The organism is Psychrobacillus sp. BM2, from assembly GCF_048572895.1.
Classification (GTDB): domain Bacteria; phylum Bacillota; class Bacilli; order Bacillales_A; family Planococcaceae; genus Psychrobacillus.
Genome location: NZ_CP183878.1, coordinates 399,399 through 413,031, shown reverse-complemented (window position 1 = coordinate 413,031; position 13,633 = coordinate 399,399). Strand labels below are relative to the sequence as shown.

The window sequence follows — 13,633 nt, the reverse complement described above, 5'->3', positions numbered from 1 at the left end:
CATCCCGTCAAGAGATAGCCTCAAAATAATTACCAAAATGAAGTTTTGCTTCTTTTTCTTTTAAAATATCAATGCCAAGTAAAACAGTGGTAGCTGGACCTGCTGATTTCTCTATATCCCAATCAACTAAATTGCCATCTAGCCCTAGTCGTTCACACTCGCCTTTAATACCGGTTGATCCAACCGGCCAAACCTGATGCACTAGTCCCCTATTTAAGGCTTCTCTAATTTTTTTCAAGTTAGCGATTTTATCACTATCCCTGATGACTTCTTCACCGACACTTGGCTTGCCATATACATACCAACGAACTTCTTTATTATTTTCTTCAACTCTCTCACCTAGCATTGTCACAGCGATTGCCGATTGCAGTGTTTCCATATTTGTCTCACTGCTGCCGGTGATCTCCGGACATTCTATACCGATTTCGTTAAATAGCTTTTTTATTCCAGCAACATATTTAGCCCAGCTTTGATCGCCCGAAAAGTTATGAACGACAATAGACAGTGGAGTTGAACTAGCTGCCCATTGTTCAAGTAAGGCAACTCTTGCTGCAAAATAAGAAACTATTTCATCCGGAGTTGAAACAACGTCTTCCATTTTTTCACCGATGCCTGCGGAGTTATCGGTCGTCAAAACGAAACCATTTGGCAATGAAATAGCATTACGCATGAGTTTTCACACGTTCCATTACTCGCTCCATTACTGGGGAGACAATCATAGCGATCACCGCGTTCAAAATAGTTGCAAGTGTGATGCCGGGAAGTGCCGCAGCAAAGAATGCCGGTGAAATAATCCAGTAAAACGGAAGCGTTGCTAGCACACTATTTGCAAAGATAAAGAAAATCCATTTCCAAACGTGATGCCCTGCTTGATGTAGCTTTGTGTATATGAATAAAATGACAAACATTTCAGTAGCTATAATTATATGCAGCGGTCCTAACGGAAATCCTGCATATAAAGAGGATGATAAATGACCCAATAACGATGCTGCTCCTGCAAAAACTGGAGGTAGAAAGGTCGCTGAAACCAGTGCAGGTACCGTATCTAACGCGGCACTTCCTATCCCGACTGGAATTTTAATAAATGCACCGATTGCACATAGCGCTGCAAACATTGCTGCAAGTGTTAATAATCGAAGTTTCATGTATCGTTACTTCCCTTCATTCTTCTCGCTTCCTACGTTTTTAAATACTTTTGCACTGCGTACGTATTCGACGTCTGATACGTTTTCTCTCACATTTGCTACGCGAGCCGCTGCAAATAAATAATCTGATAAGCGGTTTAAATAGCGTTGTACTACTGTTGGCACATCCTCCTGTGTTTTCGATAAAGTCACAGTCAAACGCTCTGCACGTCTAGTCACTGTTCGCGCAATATGAAGTGTTGCCGCGGCGGGAGTCCCACCTGGTAGGATGAATCGTTCCAAAACTGGTCCTTCTTCTACTAGCACATCGATTCGTTTTTCCATTGCTTCAATCGCTTCATCCGTCATTTTATATACACGACGATTTGAAACATTTGCTAAATCTCCACCACAGTCAAATAGCTCATGCTGAATCGTTTCTAAATCCTCTAAAATATCTTTAAACTTTGCTGAATCTAGCTCTGTTACTGCTTTTCCGATAAAGGAATTCGCTTCATCAATTGTTCCGTAAGCTTCCACTCGAATATCGTCTTTATCCGTTCTTCCCCCGATTAAACCTGTTTGACCTTTGTCACCCGTTTTAGTGTAAATTTTCAATTTGCCCAACTCCCTTTATAGTTTGTGAAATACCATACCAAATTCGTGTTACACTGTCCGCCTTTGTAAAAAGCTGTTGATAAAATCGCCCTACATCATCTCGAAGCTTGCGCATACTTGCATCCATCGGTACAATTCCACGACCAATTTCTGTCGCGATAACTAATACTTCAGCTTGTTCATCCCACTTTTCCATCTTTTCGAGTAGCTCTTTGCTTTTGGATTCAAGCAAATTTTCAATCCCAAAAACAATAATCACTTCTATATTAGGCAATAAAACATGTGCATCCGCTTCTACATCTAACCACTGGACATTACGTCCTTGAATTCTCTGCTCTACATACGCTCGTTTTCCATTAAATGCTCCACCGAAAATGACATGCATCGTTTCCCCTCCAATACAGCTTCTTTACTGTCCCAATGCAAAGTATTCACGGTGCCATGAGGTACTTCCCACTCCCAAAAACTTTTATCTATATTTGCAAACTTGGTCAATAAGAACCGAATAGGGCCTCCATGCGTAACGATTATCGGATGCTCTACCTGTTCCACTATTTTCAAGAAAGCTAGTAACACTCTGCTTTCCATTGCTTCCATTGACTCTCCATTTGGAGGGGCCATTTGCCGTGGATCATCCAGCCAATTTCTGTATTGAGGTTCTTCTTTTAATACATTATATGTTTTTTGTTCCCATTCACCAAAGGAGCATTCTCGAAAATTTGCATTCTCTGTATAAGGAACTCCACTAAATAGCTGGTCCGCTGTTTGCTTGCAGCGCATCAAGTCGCTGCCGATTATTTGTTTGGCATCATAAGTAATTTTTTTCGTTTTCATTCCAGTTATGATTGGTTCATCGGTCCAACCGATATACTTTTTGTCTCGATTTCCTTGCGTCGGTAAATGCCTTACGAGGATAACAGTAAAAGGGTTAGCCATAGCACCACCTCCGAAGTTTCCACACTTGCACCAAGCAGATCTCCTGTCACTCCACCGAAGTTTTTCAATACCCAACCGCGGAATAGACAAATAAAAGTAAATAACACAATCGCAAAAGTGATGGCAACCATCCAATTTGTCATCCACCCTAAAATACTTAGGCCGATAAAAAAGTGACATGCAGTAGCAATTATAACGACATTCGCATTCATTTTTTGTTTAAAATAATAAGCAAGCCCACTCGTCTTGGCAGTATTCGTTAGAGAAAATAACAAACCTAGTGTCGCTCTTGAGAAAAAAGGAATAAGCAATACAAAAATCCAATGAAACGATTCTGTTGAAAGTACCTCGGAAATAACAATTACTTTACCAATAACTAAAAACACAACCGCCATTACACCAAAAGCACCGACTCGCGGATCTTCCAGTATTTCGAATCTCTTCAAACGATCTTTATAGGAAAAAAATGCATCCGATGTATCGATAAATCCATCCATATGTAGTCCTCCAGAAAATACAACACTGAGAAGTACAATACTAAATCCCGTCATCAGTGAACTCCATTCGAAGTAGAACATTAAACAAGTAATTACTCCGATACCAGCCCCTATCCAAGGGAAAATACTATACATCCCTGTGATCGATCGTTTTTCCATTGGCAAGTTTTTATTTACTGGAATGACTGTAAAAAATTGAAGTGCTAACAAAATGCTACTCATTTTTCCACCGCATTATCAGATAAAATAGTTAAGATTTTTCCCCAATTCACATGCTGTTTAAAATGGCTCGCCCATTCTTCAATTTGTTCATCTGATGCTATTTTCTCACTTTTTGATTCGCCGTCTTCTTCCTCGAATTCATTTGAAAAATAAGGGATGATCCCTAAAACATCTATTTCAGTATATGTTTCGATAAAATCGATCCCGTCCTGAAATAAAGAAATGTCTCCCTGAAACTTATTTATAATAATTCCTTTTACTCGTGCTCTTTGTTCTTCTGGCAGTAGTGCAAGCGTGCCGACAATCGATGCAAATACGCCGCCATACTCAATATTAGCAACTAATATTACTGGAACATCCGCTATATCCGCAACTCGCATATTTACTAACTCACGGTCACGTAAATTTACTTCAACAGGGCTGCCCGCACCCTCTAATACCAAATACTCATACGAAGCAGACAGCATGCTTAAACTATTTTTTATGAGTTTTTGACCTTCTTCAAAAAATTGCTCCCGGTAGTGCATTCCGCTCATTGAATTCAGTTTTTTTCCTAGAATAATGATGTCGGATTCCATATTCCCTGTTGGTTTCAATAATATAGGATTCATTTCGGCTAAATAAGGGATCTTTGCTGCTCTTGCTTGCAAAGATTGTGAAACACTTATTTCTAATCCATCCTTTGTATGAATGCTTAAGCCCGACATGTTTTGCGATTTAAAAGGGGCCACTTGCTTCCCTTCATTTACAAGGAGTCGACAAATAGCTGTACAGACCAAACTTTTCCCTACACTTGAAGCGGTTCCTTGCACCATTAATCCTTTCATCTGCACTCCTCACTTCCACTGATGACTTAAGCCATATTCCATTTCGAAGGCATGATCTGCCTTAGCAACAAGTTTTTGATGGATAGTCCCAATCCATTTTTGATACAGCTTTACTGACTCATGTTTGGACAAACTTTCATCGAGCACTTCATTTGAAACAATGACGACTACTTTAGCTCTTTCTAGTAACCGGTCAATTGTCTCGTATAGCTGCTTTTCTACTTTCTCCATTTGACCTTCGTATAGCTCGTTAGCTAGCCACGTAGTGACACAATCCCACAGGATGCCATCATCTTGTTGGATCCCCGGAACAATTTGTTCAAAATGGCGCGGCTGCTCGATTGTCACCCATTCAACTGGATAGTTTTCACGGTCATCTTGATGCCTTTGTATGCGCTCTTTCATTTCACCATCTACTGCAACGCCAGAAGCGATATACACATTTCTTTTTGCCTGTTCATCCATTAAGTAATGTTCAGCAAAACTACTTTTTCCGCTGCGCACACCGCCAGTTATGAAGATAAGTTTTCCTCGAACCATGCGGTCATCTCCTTTTGCAAAAGCTCCATTTGAGAACTTTCTTTCATTCCTACTCGAAACCACTTTCCGTCTAGTCCTTTGAAGTTTTCAGTGTGTCTAAGTACGCACCCTTTTACCAATAAATACTCGAAAAATTCCTTTGAACGAGCGGAATCTCGCAGTTGAAAACAGAGAAAATTAGTTACAGATGGTAATACAATGCAGTTCCATGTTTTTAGAAACACCGTCATTTGTTCTCGCATTTCTTTTGCAAAAACTTTTGCTTGCATTCGATAATCTTCCTCTAACAAACACTCTGCTCCAATTGTCGTAGCAATCGCATTGCTATTCCAATGTGGCAATCTCGAACGTATATCGTTAATGATTGGTTCACTAGCTAGCGCATACCCAAGTCGAATACCAGGGATCGCATACATTTTCGTCATCGATCGTACGACAATAACGTTTGGAAAATCCTTCAAATATGGAATGAATGATTCTTTTTCATCTATAAAATCGAGAAATGCTTCGTCTAAAATGACTTCACATTTATAACGATTCGCATATTTTGCTATTTGAATAATTTCTTCTAACGGGATGAAATACCCGGTCGGATTATTAGGTCTACAAATATAAATCACTTCCGCAAACTCTACTTCATCGAGCACTTCGTCCAAAGGGACTTTCCCAGTTGCGATTATTTCTTTGATATACACATTGTAAGGAGCCAGTGTTGCTTCATATTCGGAAAAAGTTGGATGAATTAATACCGCACGTTTATTTTCATAACGTTTTGCAATGCTTGCGAATATTTCCGCCGCCCCATTTCCAACAATCACATTTCTAGCTGCTACATCATGATATTTTGCAGCCGCAGATAAAAACGGTTCTCCGAGTGGATCCGGATATTTTGTGATTAACTGTGCATATTCGGACCATCTTTCATACACAAATGCTGGTGGTCCTAACGGGTTCACATTTTCACTAAAGTCAATAACTGTTTTAGGCATTTCGACTCCAAGTCGTTCATATACGTGATGAGCATTTGCTCCGTGATTAGGTAATTCCAAATAAAATCCCTCCAATGACCATCATCCACAGCAAAAAAAGAACTACAGCCGTATTCAAATGAGAGACGGTACTTAGTATATGGTTTGGCGATAATGGAACCTCTCCAATCCCCATGAGTGCACGGTTAGAAACGATTCCTTTATATGTATTGGTGCCTCCAAGTTGAATTCCTAGCTGATATGCAGTGGCTGCTTCCAAATAGCCGCTATTTGGACTTGGATGTTTCTTCGCATCCCGCCACCAGCCTTTCATCCGTTTGCTAAATGGCAATCCACTTTCTTTTTTGCCCCATAGCATGATTAAATAGCCTGTTAATCTGCTCGGTATATAGTTCGCTACGTCGTCTAGCTTTGCAGCTGCAAATCCGAAGTCCTCGTACTTTTCATTTTTATAACCTACCATTGAATCGAGCGTATTTATCGCTTTATATACCCAAAGTGCAGGAGCTCCAGCGAACACGAAAGCGTAAAAAAGGGGAGCAGTTATCCCATCACTAATATTTTCAGATACTGTTTCTACGACGCCACGTGTAATTTCTTGTTCATTTAATTTGTCTGTATCGCGACCGACGATCCAGGAAAGCTTTTGTCTTGCTGCTGGTAGATCTTTTGCTACTAATGGTTTGTACACATCCATTGCTGCCATTTTTAAACTTTTCTGTGCAAGTCCAGATGCGATTAGTATACTTTCTACCGTAATTCCGACCCATATATGAATGGAATACGCTCCAATTAGAATAGCTAATGTGACGGCAAATGTTATACCGACGACTATAAACACGAGTAAAAAGCCTTTCGCTTTGCGTGCCTTTCCTTTATTCAACCAAGCTGTCAGTTTCGAAATAAGCGTCCCGATAAATTTGACCGGATGGGGCCAGCTCGGTGGATCACCAATTATTCGGTCCAGTATTAAACCGATCGCTATAGCTATTATATGTGGGCCCATGCCTATTCCCAACCTTTTGCTTTTTTGTAAATCTGAATAGCTTCTACTGTACATTCATACACACCAAGTCCGATTTTTTTACCTATTTCCGTAATTGGACCTGCATACGGAATATGTGTACCTTTTTGTGTCGCTGCTACTAGTACGCTATCGGTTGAAGTTCCTGTAGCAATCGTTCCCGTACGAGAGTCCTTCACTTGCTCAAATGCGAGTGCTTTCGTTTTTGCTTCAGTTGCTGTAATGACCGATTGAATAAAAGCTTCATCGGAAAGTTCTCCGTTCACAATTATCCATGTATTAATAGTCCCAATTGCAGGAAACATTTCTACTTCATGCGCTCTGGTTACGTCCACTGCGTTCCCTACACCTGCGGTAACCATAATAACGATGCTTCCAAAGGGTGTGTCATATTCTTTAATAACAGCATCCGTTGTATTGACAGCAGTCATCATCCCTACTGTATCTGCTTCGGAAAATCCTTGATTCGCCAAGTATTCAAGCATTTCTTTCTGGACATTATCACAAGCGTAGTTGGCATCCACTCTTCTATTGACGAAGTTTTTATACCATCCGCTTCCCGCATTAATCACTGCGGATGACCAAGTTTTGAGTTGTACATGGGCTTGAAAAATAACTAAATCACCGGTAACTTGGAAATTCTCTGTTGTGACTCGTTCTTCATTCCGTTTTTCATTTACATCTGGAAGAATAGTAATTTGAGGCTTTGGACGTTCCGGGTGTGGATTTGTGCTAATACGAGCTTTGTACACCGCTTCAATTTGATCTTTCTTCACTACTTCATGCGGTGCACCTATTACTTGTACCTCTCCTCGATCCATTAATAGCAGACGATCACAGTATAGAGATGCAAGATTGATATCATGAAATATACTAATAATCGTGATTCCTTTTTCAATTGCCTGCGTTTTAATCGTATCGAGCAATTGTTTTTGGTGGGCAATATCTAGATGATTAGTTGGTTCATCTAGCAGTAGTATAGGCGCTTGTTGTGCCAGTGCTTGGGCAACAAATACGCGTTGCTGTTCCCCACCGGACAATAGGTCTAGCATTTGATGCTCATATCTTTCCATTGCCGTCAGTCTCATCGCTTCGATAACCGCCTTTTCATCTTCATCTGACCAAGAAGAAAACAATCCGCTTTGATGGGGATAGCGACCAAGTGCAATTGTATCTCTCACTGTATGTGAAAATGCATGGCTATGTAATTGCGGTAAAACTGCCATTTTTTTTGCAAGTTCTTTGGAGGCATATGATTTTAACGATTTTCCGTCAATAAGGACATCCCCAGACTCCATATTTAGTATTCCGCTTATTACTTTTAGCAAGGTGGATTTTCCACTGCCGTTTGGACCCAGAATTCCTAACATTTCCCCTTTTCCAACTTCAAAGGAGACGTTTTTAACGATTATTTTGCGATCATACCCGCCTGATACGTTTTCCACTTTTAACATAGTTAAATGCCTCCTTTTTTTCGTTGTCTAAAGAAGATAAATGCAAAGACAGGTGCTCCGATAAATGCCGTAATAACACCAATCGGTAGCTCCGTTGGTGAAATAATCGTTCGAGATACTAAATCACAAATGATTAATAAAGCTGCTCCATTTATAAAACTAAGCGGCAACACATGTCGGTTATCTGAACCAAATAACAGTCTCGTCATATGCGGAACGACAAGTCCTACAAATCCAATCGTTCCAGAGACAGCTACCGCCGTTCCAGTCAGCATGGATCCGCCAATTAAAATCATCATTTTTCGTTGTTTCACATTGACTCCTAAATGCTTTGCTCGCTCTTCTCCAAATAGCATTGCATTTAACTCTCTTCTATTTAACCATAATAAAAACGTACCAATAACAACAAACGGCAACGCCATTTGCACGAAGCTCCAACCCCGCATCGATACACTTCCAAGAAGCCAGCCAATAATTTGTCTCAATTCTTCTCCCGTCAGTGCTATCATTAACGAAATTACAGAACCTAAAAAAGAACTAAAAATAATACCTGTTAAAATAATTGTCTCCATTTTCATCGCTCTGTCGACTAGCTTTGCAAAAGTAATAACGAGCAGCATTGTAACTAGAGCACCAATCATACTGAAAACTGGTAATGTGTAAATTCCTAAAAACGGCACCGAAATACCGAAAAAGAGCGTAGCCACGGCACCTACTGAGGCACCGGACGACACTCCTAACGTATAAGGATCGGCAAGCGGATTTTTTAATAATCCTTGAAATGCAGCACCTGCAATGGCTAGTGATGCACCAACTAGCCCAGCAAGCACCACACGTGGCATGCGAATTTTCCAAACAATATTGGTCGCAATTGGATCTGCTCCCGTATCCCATAATGTGCTGATCGGTACCTTTACGGATCCGACCGATACACCAAGCCAAATTGCAACGAAAAGCGCAACTATGGACAAGATGTACCCGATCATCGCTTTACTCACCAAAAGCCTCTGGATAAATTGCTTTCGCAACTTCTTCTAATCCTTCTGCAAGACGTGGACCAGTACGACTAGTAAGGTTTTCATCTACTTGTACAACTTCATCGTTTTTCACAGCCGTAATAGAATCGAAACCATCACGAGCTTTCACGCTATCTACAATTCCATCCACATAGCTATACATCACTATAATTACATCCGGGTTACGGTTCACAATTTCTTCTGGCTCCATTTTAAACCAGCCTTCTTGATCCGCAGCAATATTTTCAGCGTTCACCATATCAAAAATTTCTTGCATGAACGTTCCTTTACCAGCAGTATAAATTTCTGGAACATCCGAAGTTTCGACGAATACCGTTTTCTTCGTTTCAACTTTTGCAACTTTTTCTTTAACTTCTTCTACTTTTGCTTTCATATCTTCCACAATTTTTTGTGCTTCTTCAAATTTACCTGTAGCACGACCAATTTGCTCGATTGTTGTATATGTTTCATTGAAGTCAATTGCATTTTTCACTACGAAAACTTTCACACCTGCATCGCGAATTTGTTGTAATCCAGCTTCACCCATACCTAGGGCAGACTCATGGGCAAATACGATATCCGGATTCATTGCTACGATTTTTTCTACATTGAATTCCATACCACCGATTTTTTCTTTTTCAAGCGCTTCTTCTGGATAATTATCATAATCATTAACACCAACGATTTCTTCATTCAAATCAAGTGCAAATAAGATTTCCGTATTACTTGGTTGCATAGAAACGATTGTTTTCGGCGCTTCATCCAGTGTAATTTCTTCGCCAACTGCATCCGTCATCGTTATTGGGAAAGTTGTTTCATCTACAACAACTTCTGTTTGCGAGCTATCGTTATTATTCTCAGGTTTTACTTCTTCTTGTCCACATCCTACTAGCAATAATACTGCTACTAGGGATGTCATCCATAACTGCCATAATTTCTTCATTTTACATTCCTCCTAATTAAAGCAATAAAAAATCTCCCATCCTTTAGATGAGAGATAGATAGGTATAAATCCGCACGAAATCACAATGAGCCGATCTACACCAAACCTATCCTCGTAGGTAAAGGGTGCAAAGCATATAGGCAGGTTTTCTGACTCGTGATATGTTGTATCACTTACAGTGGCGGGACCGTGCTGGACTTTAACCAGCTTCCCTTTTAACTCTAGTAATCCGTTACTAGAGCACCTCTATGCATTCAATTATTCATGTTGCTTTGCCTTCATTATACCTTATTTTTTACGACTGTCGACTCCATTTTAAAGGAGTAGTTGTCTGACCTCTGAGATGATTTGTTGGTTGTAGGTGTAAGATGGGCTCTCTCGTATCTGGCGGTATCTCTCTCGGACAGAGGCTCTGCTCTCTCGTATAGCTGGAGATCTCTCTCGGACAGAGGCTTAGCTCTCTCGCATAGCCGTATCATTCTCGTATAGCTGTAGATCTCTCTCATACAGAGGCTTAGCTCTCTCGTATAGCCGTATCATTCTCGTATAGCGCAGTTTCTCTCTCGTATAGCTGGGGATCTCTCTCGGACAGAGGCTTAGCTCTCTCGCATACCCGTATAATTCTCGTATAGCACAGTTTCTCTCTCGCATAGCTGGGGATCTCTCTCGGACAGAGGCTTAGCTCTCTCGCATACCCGTATAATTCTCGTATAGCACAGTTTCTCTCTCGTATAGCTGGGGATCTCTCTCGGACAGAGGCTTAGCTCTCTCGCATACCCGTATCATTCTCGTATAGCACAGTTGCTCTCTCGTATAGCTGGGGATCTCTCTCGGACGGAGGCTTAGCTCTCTCGTATAGCCGTATCATTCTCGTATAGCACAGTTTCTCTCTCGTATAGCTGGGGATCTCTCTCGGACAGAGGCTTAGCTCTCTCGCATAGCCGTATCATTCTCGTATAGCACATTTTCTCTCTCGCATAGCCGTAGATCTCTCTCGTACGGATGCTTGGCTCTCTCGCATAAGAGGTGAAATAATGTTACTTGCTCTTGAGTGGCGTTTACTTGCTTTTAGGATATATTTTCCAAGTTCTCTACTTTGAAATCCAAGGATTTTTTACGAATAAGATGAAAAATTAGAAAAACCCTCGAACAAGGTCGAGGGTTTTAGTTTACATTTGTTCTGGAGCGGAGACACCAAGCAGGCGTAATGAATTTGCGATTGTTTGGCGTGCTGCTGTTACAAGCGCTAGACGAGCTTCCGTTTGTGGAAGGTTATCTGCGTTTAATACTTTATCTGCATTGTAGAAGCTATGGAATGTCGTAGCTAATTCTTGGATATAGATTGCAATTCGGTGAGGCGCACGAAGTTTTGCAGCGTCTGCAACTATTTGTGGGAAATCACCGATCTTTTTCAGTAAATCTATTTCTTTTTCACTTTGCAATAATTCAAGTGAATCCGTTGATACCTTCATTCCTTGCTCATCTGCTGAACGTAAAATCGAACAAATACGTGCGTGTGCATATTGTGCATAGAACACTGGGTTTTCATTGGATTGAGATACTGCCAAGTCCAGATCGAAGTCCATATGTGAGTCGCCTGAACGCATACCGAAGAAATAGCGTACTGCATCTAGTCCTACTTCTTCTACAAGCTCACGCATTGTAACAGCTTTCCCAGTACGTTTACTCATTTTCATTTTTTCGCCGTCTTTATATAATTGGACCATTTGAATAACCGATACTTCTAGTTTTTCACGCTCATATCCAAGCGCTTCAATTGCTGCTTTCATACGCGGGATGTAACCGTGGTGATCTGCTCCCCAAATATTGATCAGTTGATCGAATCCACGAACGAGTTTGTCTTCATGGTATGCGATGTCTGGCAATAAATACGTGAATGAGCCATCACTTTTAATAAGTACACGGTCCTTGTCATCTCCAAATGTAGTTGAACGGAACCATGTTGCTCCTTCTTCTTCAAAAATATGACCATTAGCACGTAATTTATCCAAAGCAACTTCGATTTTACCGTTCTCGTATAAAGAGGTTTCCGAGAACCAGTTATCAAAGCCAACACGGAAATCAGCTAAGTCTTTTTGTAGTTTTGCAAGCTCTACCTTTAGCCCATGTGAACGGAATGCTTTATAGCGTTCTTCATCCGACATTGCTACGAATTTATCGCCATTCTCTGCAACTAGAGCTGCTGCTATGTCAATAATATCTTGCCCATGATATCCACCCTCTGGCATTTCTTTGTCTAAACCTAAGGCTTGGAAGTAACGAGCTTCAATCGAAATAGCTAAGTTATGAATTTGGTTTCCGGCATCATTAATATAATATTCACGAGCAACCTCATATCCAGCAAAATCAAGCACATTACTTAAAGAATCCCCTACAGATGCCCCACGTGCATGCCCTAAATGTAAGTCACCAGTTGGGTTTGCAGAAACGAATTCTACTTGAATTTTTTCTCCTGCACCTGAAGTTGAACGACCATATTTTTCCTTTTCTGTTAAGGCAGCCTTTACTACATCTTTTAAGTAATCCTTACGAATCGTAATATTCATGAATCCAGGACCTGCAATATCGATCTTCTCCATCAAAGTTCTGGACATATCAAGTTTTTCTACGATTGCTTCTGCCACTTGACGAGGATTCTTTTTCGCAAGTTTTGTTAGCTGCATGGCAATATTTGTTGCGTAGTCACCGTTCGCTTTGTCTCTTGGTGCTTCAAGTTGAATAGCTGGGATTTGCTCTTCTGTAACAAGTTCCGCTTTCATTATTGCTTGTTGTAATGCGTCTTTAATGGATTGTTGTACCTTTTCTACTGCGTTCATTTATTCCGCCTCCGTATAAATTAGTTCTAATGTATATGTACCAGCAACTTCCTCATTTATGATCAACTCATATTCTACTTGAAAATGACCCTCTTCAAAATGTAAGTGCTTCGTATTTGTTGTAATCATTAATGTGCCATATTGTGTGTCATAGCTTCCTGTTTGAAGCTCTCCACGTTCAAATGGCAGACGCATTTTGACTCCACCACTTCGTAAAACGAGTGCACTCTTTCCGCTTAGCTTCACAGTTGTTCGGATGATTTTTTCATCTTGTGTTTCTTCGTAAACTAAATAATACTGACTACCCTTTAGTGTTAAGGTTCCTTTTGTTTCTAAATCGATCGTTTCTTCTTGAACATTCGGATGACGAATCGCGGAATGTAATCGTATATTTACTATTTTTTGTAATGATGTAGACATGCCTATCATCCTTTGTAAAGATTTTGTTTATATGATTCCTCAAAATCGATTATTAATATCGATATGAAGACAATTCACACTATCCATATATTTTACTATAACCTTCATATTATATCTTAAAATTTACGTTAGTGACAACTTTTTCACCAAAAAGTCATACACTATTCATGCTCAAAAAGGTATAAT

At 40.3% G+C, this 13,633-nt stretch carries 15 protein-coding genes and 1 riboswitch; all 15 genes read right to left on the bottom strand.

The genetic code is table 11. The features are described 5' to 3' along the window. Nucleotides 1-7 precede the first annotated feature (7 nt). On the bottom strand, nucleotides 8-670 hold the full coding sequence (locus tag ACN6MX_RS01910; protein ID WP_419960998.1) for a hypothetical protein: 663 nt from the start codon (nucleotides 668-670) through the stop codon (nucleotides 8-10). After that, nucleotides 663-1,145 (bottom strand): ECF transporter S component, encoded by a 483-nt coding sequence (locus tag ACN6MX_RS01905; RefSeq protein WP_419960997.1) that lies wholly within the window; start codon nucleotides 1,143-1,145, stop codon nucleotides 663-665. The genes ACN6MX_RS01910 and ACN6MX_RS01905 overlap by 8 nt, the downstream gene beginning before the upstream one ends. A gap of 6 nt (nucleotides 1,146-1,151) precedes the next feature. After that, entirely contained in the window at nucleotides 1,152-1,742 is a 591-nt protein-coding gene (locus ACN6MX_RS01900; RefSeq protein ID WP_419960996.1) for a cob(I)yrinic acid a,c-diamide adenosyltransferase, read from the bottom strand. Further along, nucleotides 1,726-2,127, bottom strand: coding sequence for a bifunctional adenosylcobinamide kinase/adenosylcobinamide-phosphate guanylyltransferase (locus ACN6MX_RS01895; protein ID WP_419960995.1), 402 nt, complete (start codon nucleotides 2,125-2,127; stop codon nucleotides 1,726-1,728). The genes ACN6MX_RS01900 and ACN6MX_RS01895 overlap by 17 nt, the downstream gene beginning before the upstream one ends. Continuing rightward, nucleotides 2,079-2,678, bottom strand: a complete 600-nt coding sequence (locus ACN6MX_RS01890; protein WP_419960994.1) for a histidine phosphatase family protein — start codon at nucleotides 2,676-2,678, stop codon at nucleotides 2,079-2,081. The genes ACN6MX_RS01895 and ACN6MX_RS01890 overlap by 49 nt, the downstream gene beginning before the upstream one ends. Continuing rightward, nucleotides 2,648-3,397: an adenosylcobinamide-GDP ribazoletransferase gene (cobS, locus tag ACN6MX_RS01885; RefSeq protein ID WP_419960993.1), complete on the bottom strand. Its 750-nt coding sequence runs from the start codon at nucleotides 3,395-3,397 to the stop codon at nucleotides 2,648-2,650. The genes ACN6MX_RS01890 and cobS overlap by 31 nt, the downstream gene beginning before the upstream one ends. After that, nucleotides 3,394-4,224 (bottom strand): cobyric acid synthase, encoded by an 831-nt coding sequence (locus ACN6MX_RS01880; RefSeq protein ID WP_419960992.1) that lies wholly within the window; start codon nucleotides 4,222-4,224, stop codon nucleotides 3,394-3,396. Before ACN6MX_RS01880 ends, cobS begins: the two co-directional genes overlap by 4 nt. Before the next feature lie 9 nt (nucleotides 4,225-4,233). Next, nucleotides 4,234-4,764, bottom strand: coding sequence for a bifunctional adenosylcobinamide kinase/adenosylcobinamide-phosphate guanylyltransferase (locus ACN6MX_RS01875; RefSeq protein WP_419960991.1), 531 nt, complete (start codon nucleotides 4,762-4,764; stop codon nucleotides 4,234-4,236). After that, nucleotides 4,737-5,813, bottom strand: a complete 1,077-nt coding sequence (locus ACN6MX_RS01870; protein ID WP_419960990.1) for a pyridoxal phosphate-dependent aminotransferase — start codon at nucleotides 5,811-5,813, stop codon at nucleotides 4,737-4,739. Before ACN6MX_RS01870 ends, ACN6MX_RS01875 begins: the two co-directional genes overlap by 28 nt. Further along, nucleotides 5,800-6,759 carry an adenosylcobinamide-phosphate synthase CbiB gene (cbiB, locus tag ACN6MX_RS01865; RefSeq protein WP_419960989.1) on the bottom strand — a complete coding sequence of 320 codons (960 nt, stop codon included), beginning with the start codon at nucleotides 6,757-6,759 and terminating at the stop codon, nucleotides 5,800-5,802. The genes ACN6MX_RS01870 and cbiB overlap by 14 nt, the downstream gene beginning before the upstream one ends. Nucleotides 6,760-6,761: 2 nt before the next feature. After that, the gene (locus ACN6MX_RS01860; RefSeq protein WP_419960988.1) at nucleotides 6,762-8,231 is read right to left on the bottom strand and encodes an adenosylcobinamide amidohydrolase; all 1,470 of its coding nucleotides are present in this window, start codon (nucleotides 8,229-8,231) and stop codon (nucleotides 6,762-6,764) included. Between the two features lie 2 nt (nucleotides 8,232-8,233). Next, complete coding sequence (locus ACN6MX_RS01855) at nucleotides 8,234-9,217, bottom strand: FecCD family ABC transporter permease (RefSeq protein ID WP_419962533.1); 984 nt, start codon at nucleotides 9,215-9,217, stop codon at nucleotides 8,234-8,236. A gap of 4 nt (nucleotides 9,218-9,221) precedes the next feature. After that, nucleotides 9,222-10,190, bottom strand: coding sequence for an ABC transporter substrate-binding protein (locus tag ACN6MX_RS01850; RefSeq protein WP_419960987.1), 969 nt, complete (start codon nucleotides 10,188-10,190; stop codon nucleotides 9,222-9,224). Nucleotides 10,191-10,311: 121 nt separating this feature from the next. Then, nucleotides 10,312-10,453: riboswitch (cobalamin riboswitch) on the bottom strand. Between the two features lie 906 nt (nucleotides 10,454-11,359). Next, the gene (argS, locus tag ACN6MX_RS01845; RefSeq protein ID WP_419960986.1) at nucleotides 11,360-13,027 is read right to left on the bottom strand and encodes an arginine--tRNA ligase; all 1,668 of its coding nucleotides are present in this window, start codon (nucleotides 13,025-13,027) and stop codon (nucleotides 11,360-11,362) included. Next, nucleotides 13,028-13,447 carry a DUF1934 domain-containing protein gene (locus tag ACN6MX_RS01840; RefSeq protein ID WP_419960985.1) on the bottom strand — a complete coding sequence of 140 codons (420 nt, stop codon included), beginning with the start codon at nucleotides 13,445-13,447 and terminating at the stop codon, nucleotides 13,028-13,030. Nucleotides 13,448-13,633: the final 186 nt, after the last annotated feature.

Excerpts from the sequence above, each read along its gene's own strand:
- ACN6MX_RS01905 (WP_419960997.1), bottom strand. The coding sequence starts at position 1,145 with ATGAAACTTCGATTATTAACACTTGCAGCAATGTTTGCAGCGCTATGT.
- ACN6MX_RS01850 (WP_419960987.1), bottom strand. The coding sequence starts at position 10,190 with ATGAAGAAATTATGGCAGTTATGGATGACATCCCTAGTAGCAGTATTA.
- ACN6MX_RS01875 (WP_419960991.1), bottom strand. The coding sequence starts at position 4,764 with ATGGTTCGAGGAAAACTTATCTTCATAACTGGCGGTGTGCGCAGCGGA.
- ACN6MX_RS01855 (WP_419962533.1), bottom strand. The coding sequence starts at position 9,217 with ATGATCGGGTACATCTTGTCCATAGTTGCGCTTTTCGTTGCAATTTGG.
- cobS (WP_419960993.1), bottom strand. The coding sequence starts at position 3,397 with ATGAGTAGCATTTTGTTAGCACTTCAATTTTTTACAGTCATTCCAGTA.
- ACN6MX_RS01880 (WP_419960992.1), bottom strand. The coding sequence starts at position 4,224 with ATGAAAGGATTAATGGTGCAAGGAACCGCTTCAAGTGTAGGGAAAAGT.
- ACN6MX_RS01890 (WP_419960994.1), bottom strand. The coding sequence starts at position 2,678 with ATGGCTAACCCTTTTACTGTTATCCTCGTAAGGCATTTACCGACGCAA.
- ACN6MX_RS01840 (WP_419960985.1), bottom strand. The coding sequence starts at position 13,447 with ATGTCTACATCATTACAAAAAATAGTAAATATACGATTACATTCCGCG.
- ACN6MX_RS01895 (WP_419960995.1), bottom strand. The coding sequence starts at position 2,127 with ATGCATGTCATTTTCGGTGGAGCATTTAATGGAAAACGAGCGTATGTA.
- ACN6MX_RS01910 (WP_419960998.1), bottom strand. The coding sequence starts at position 670 with ATGCGTAATGCTATTTCATTGCCAAATGGTTTCGTTTTGACGACCGAT.
- cbiB (WP_419960989.1), bottom strand. The coding sequence starts at position 6,759 with ATGGGCCCACATATAATAGCTATAGCGATCGGTTTAATACTGGACCGA.
- ACN6MX_RS01860 (WP_419960988.1), bottom strand. The coding sequence starts at position 8,231 with ATGTTAAAAGTGGAAAACGTATCAGGCGGGTATGATCGCAAAATAATC.
- argS (WP_419960986.1), bottom strand. The coding sequence starts at position 13,027 with ATGAACGCAGTAGAAAAGGTACAACAATCCATTAAAGACGCATTACAA.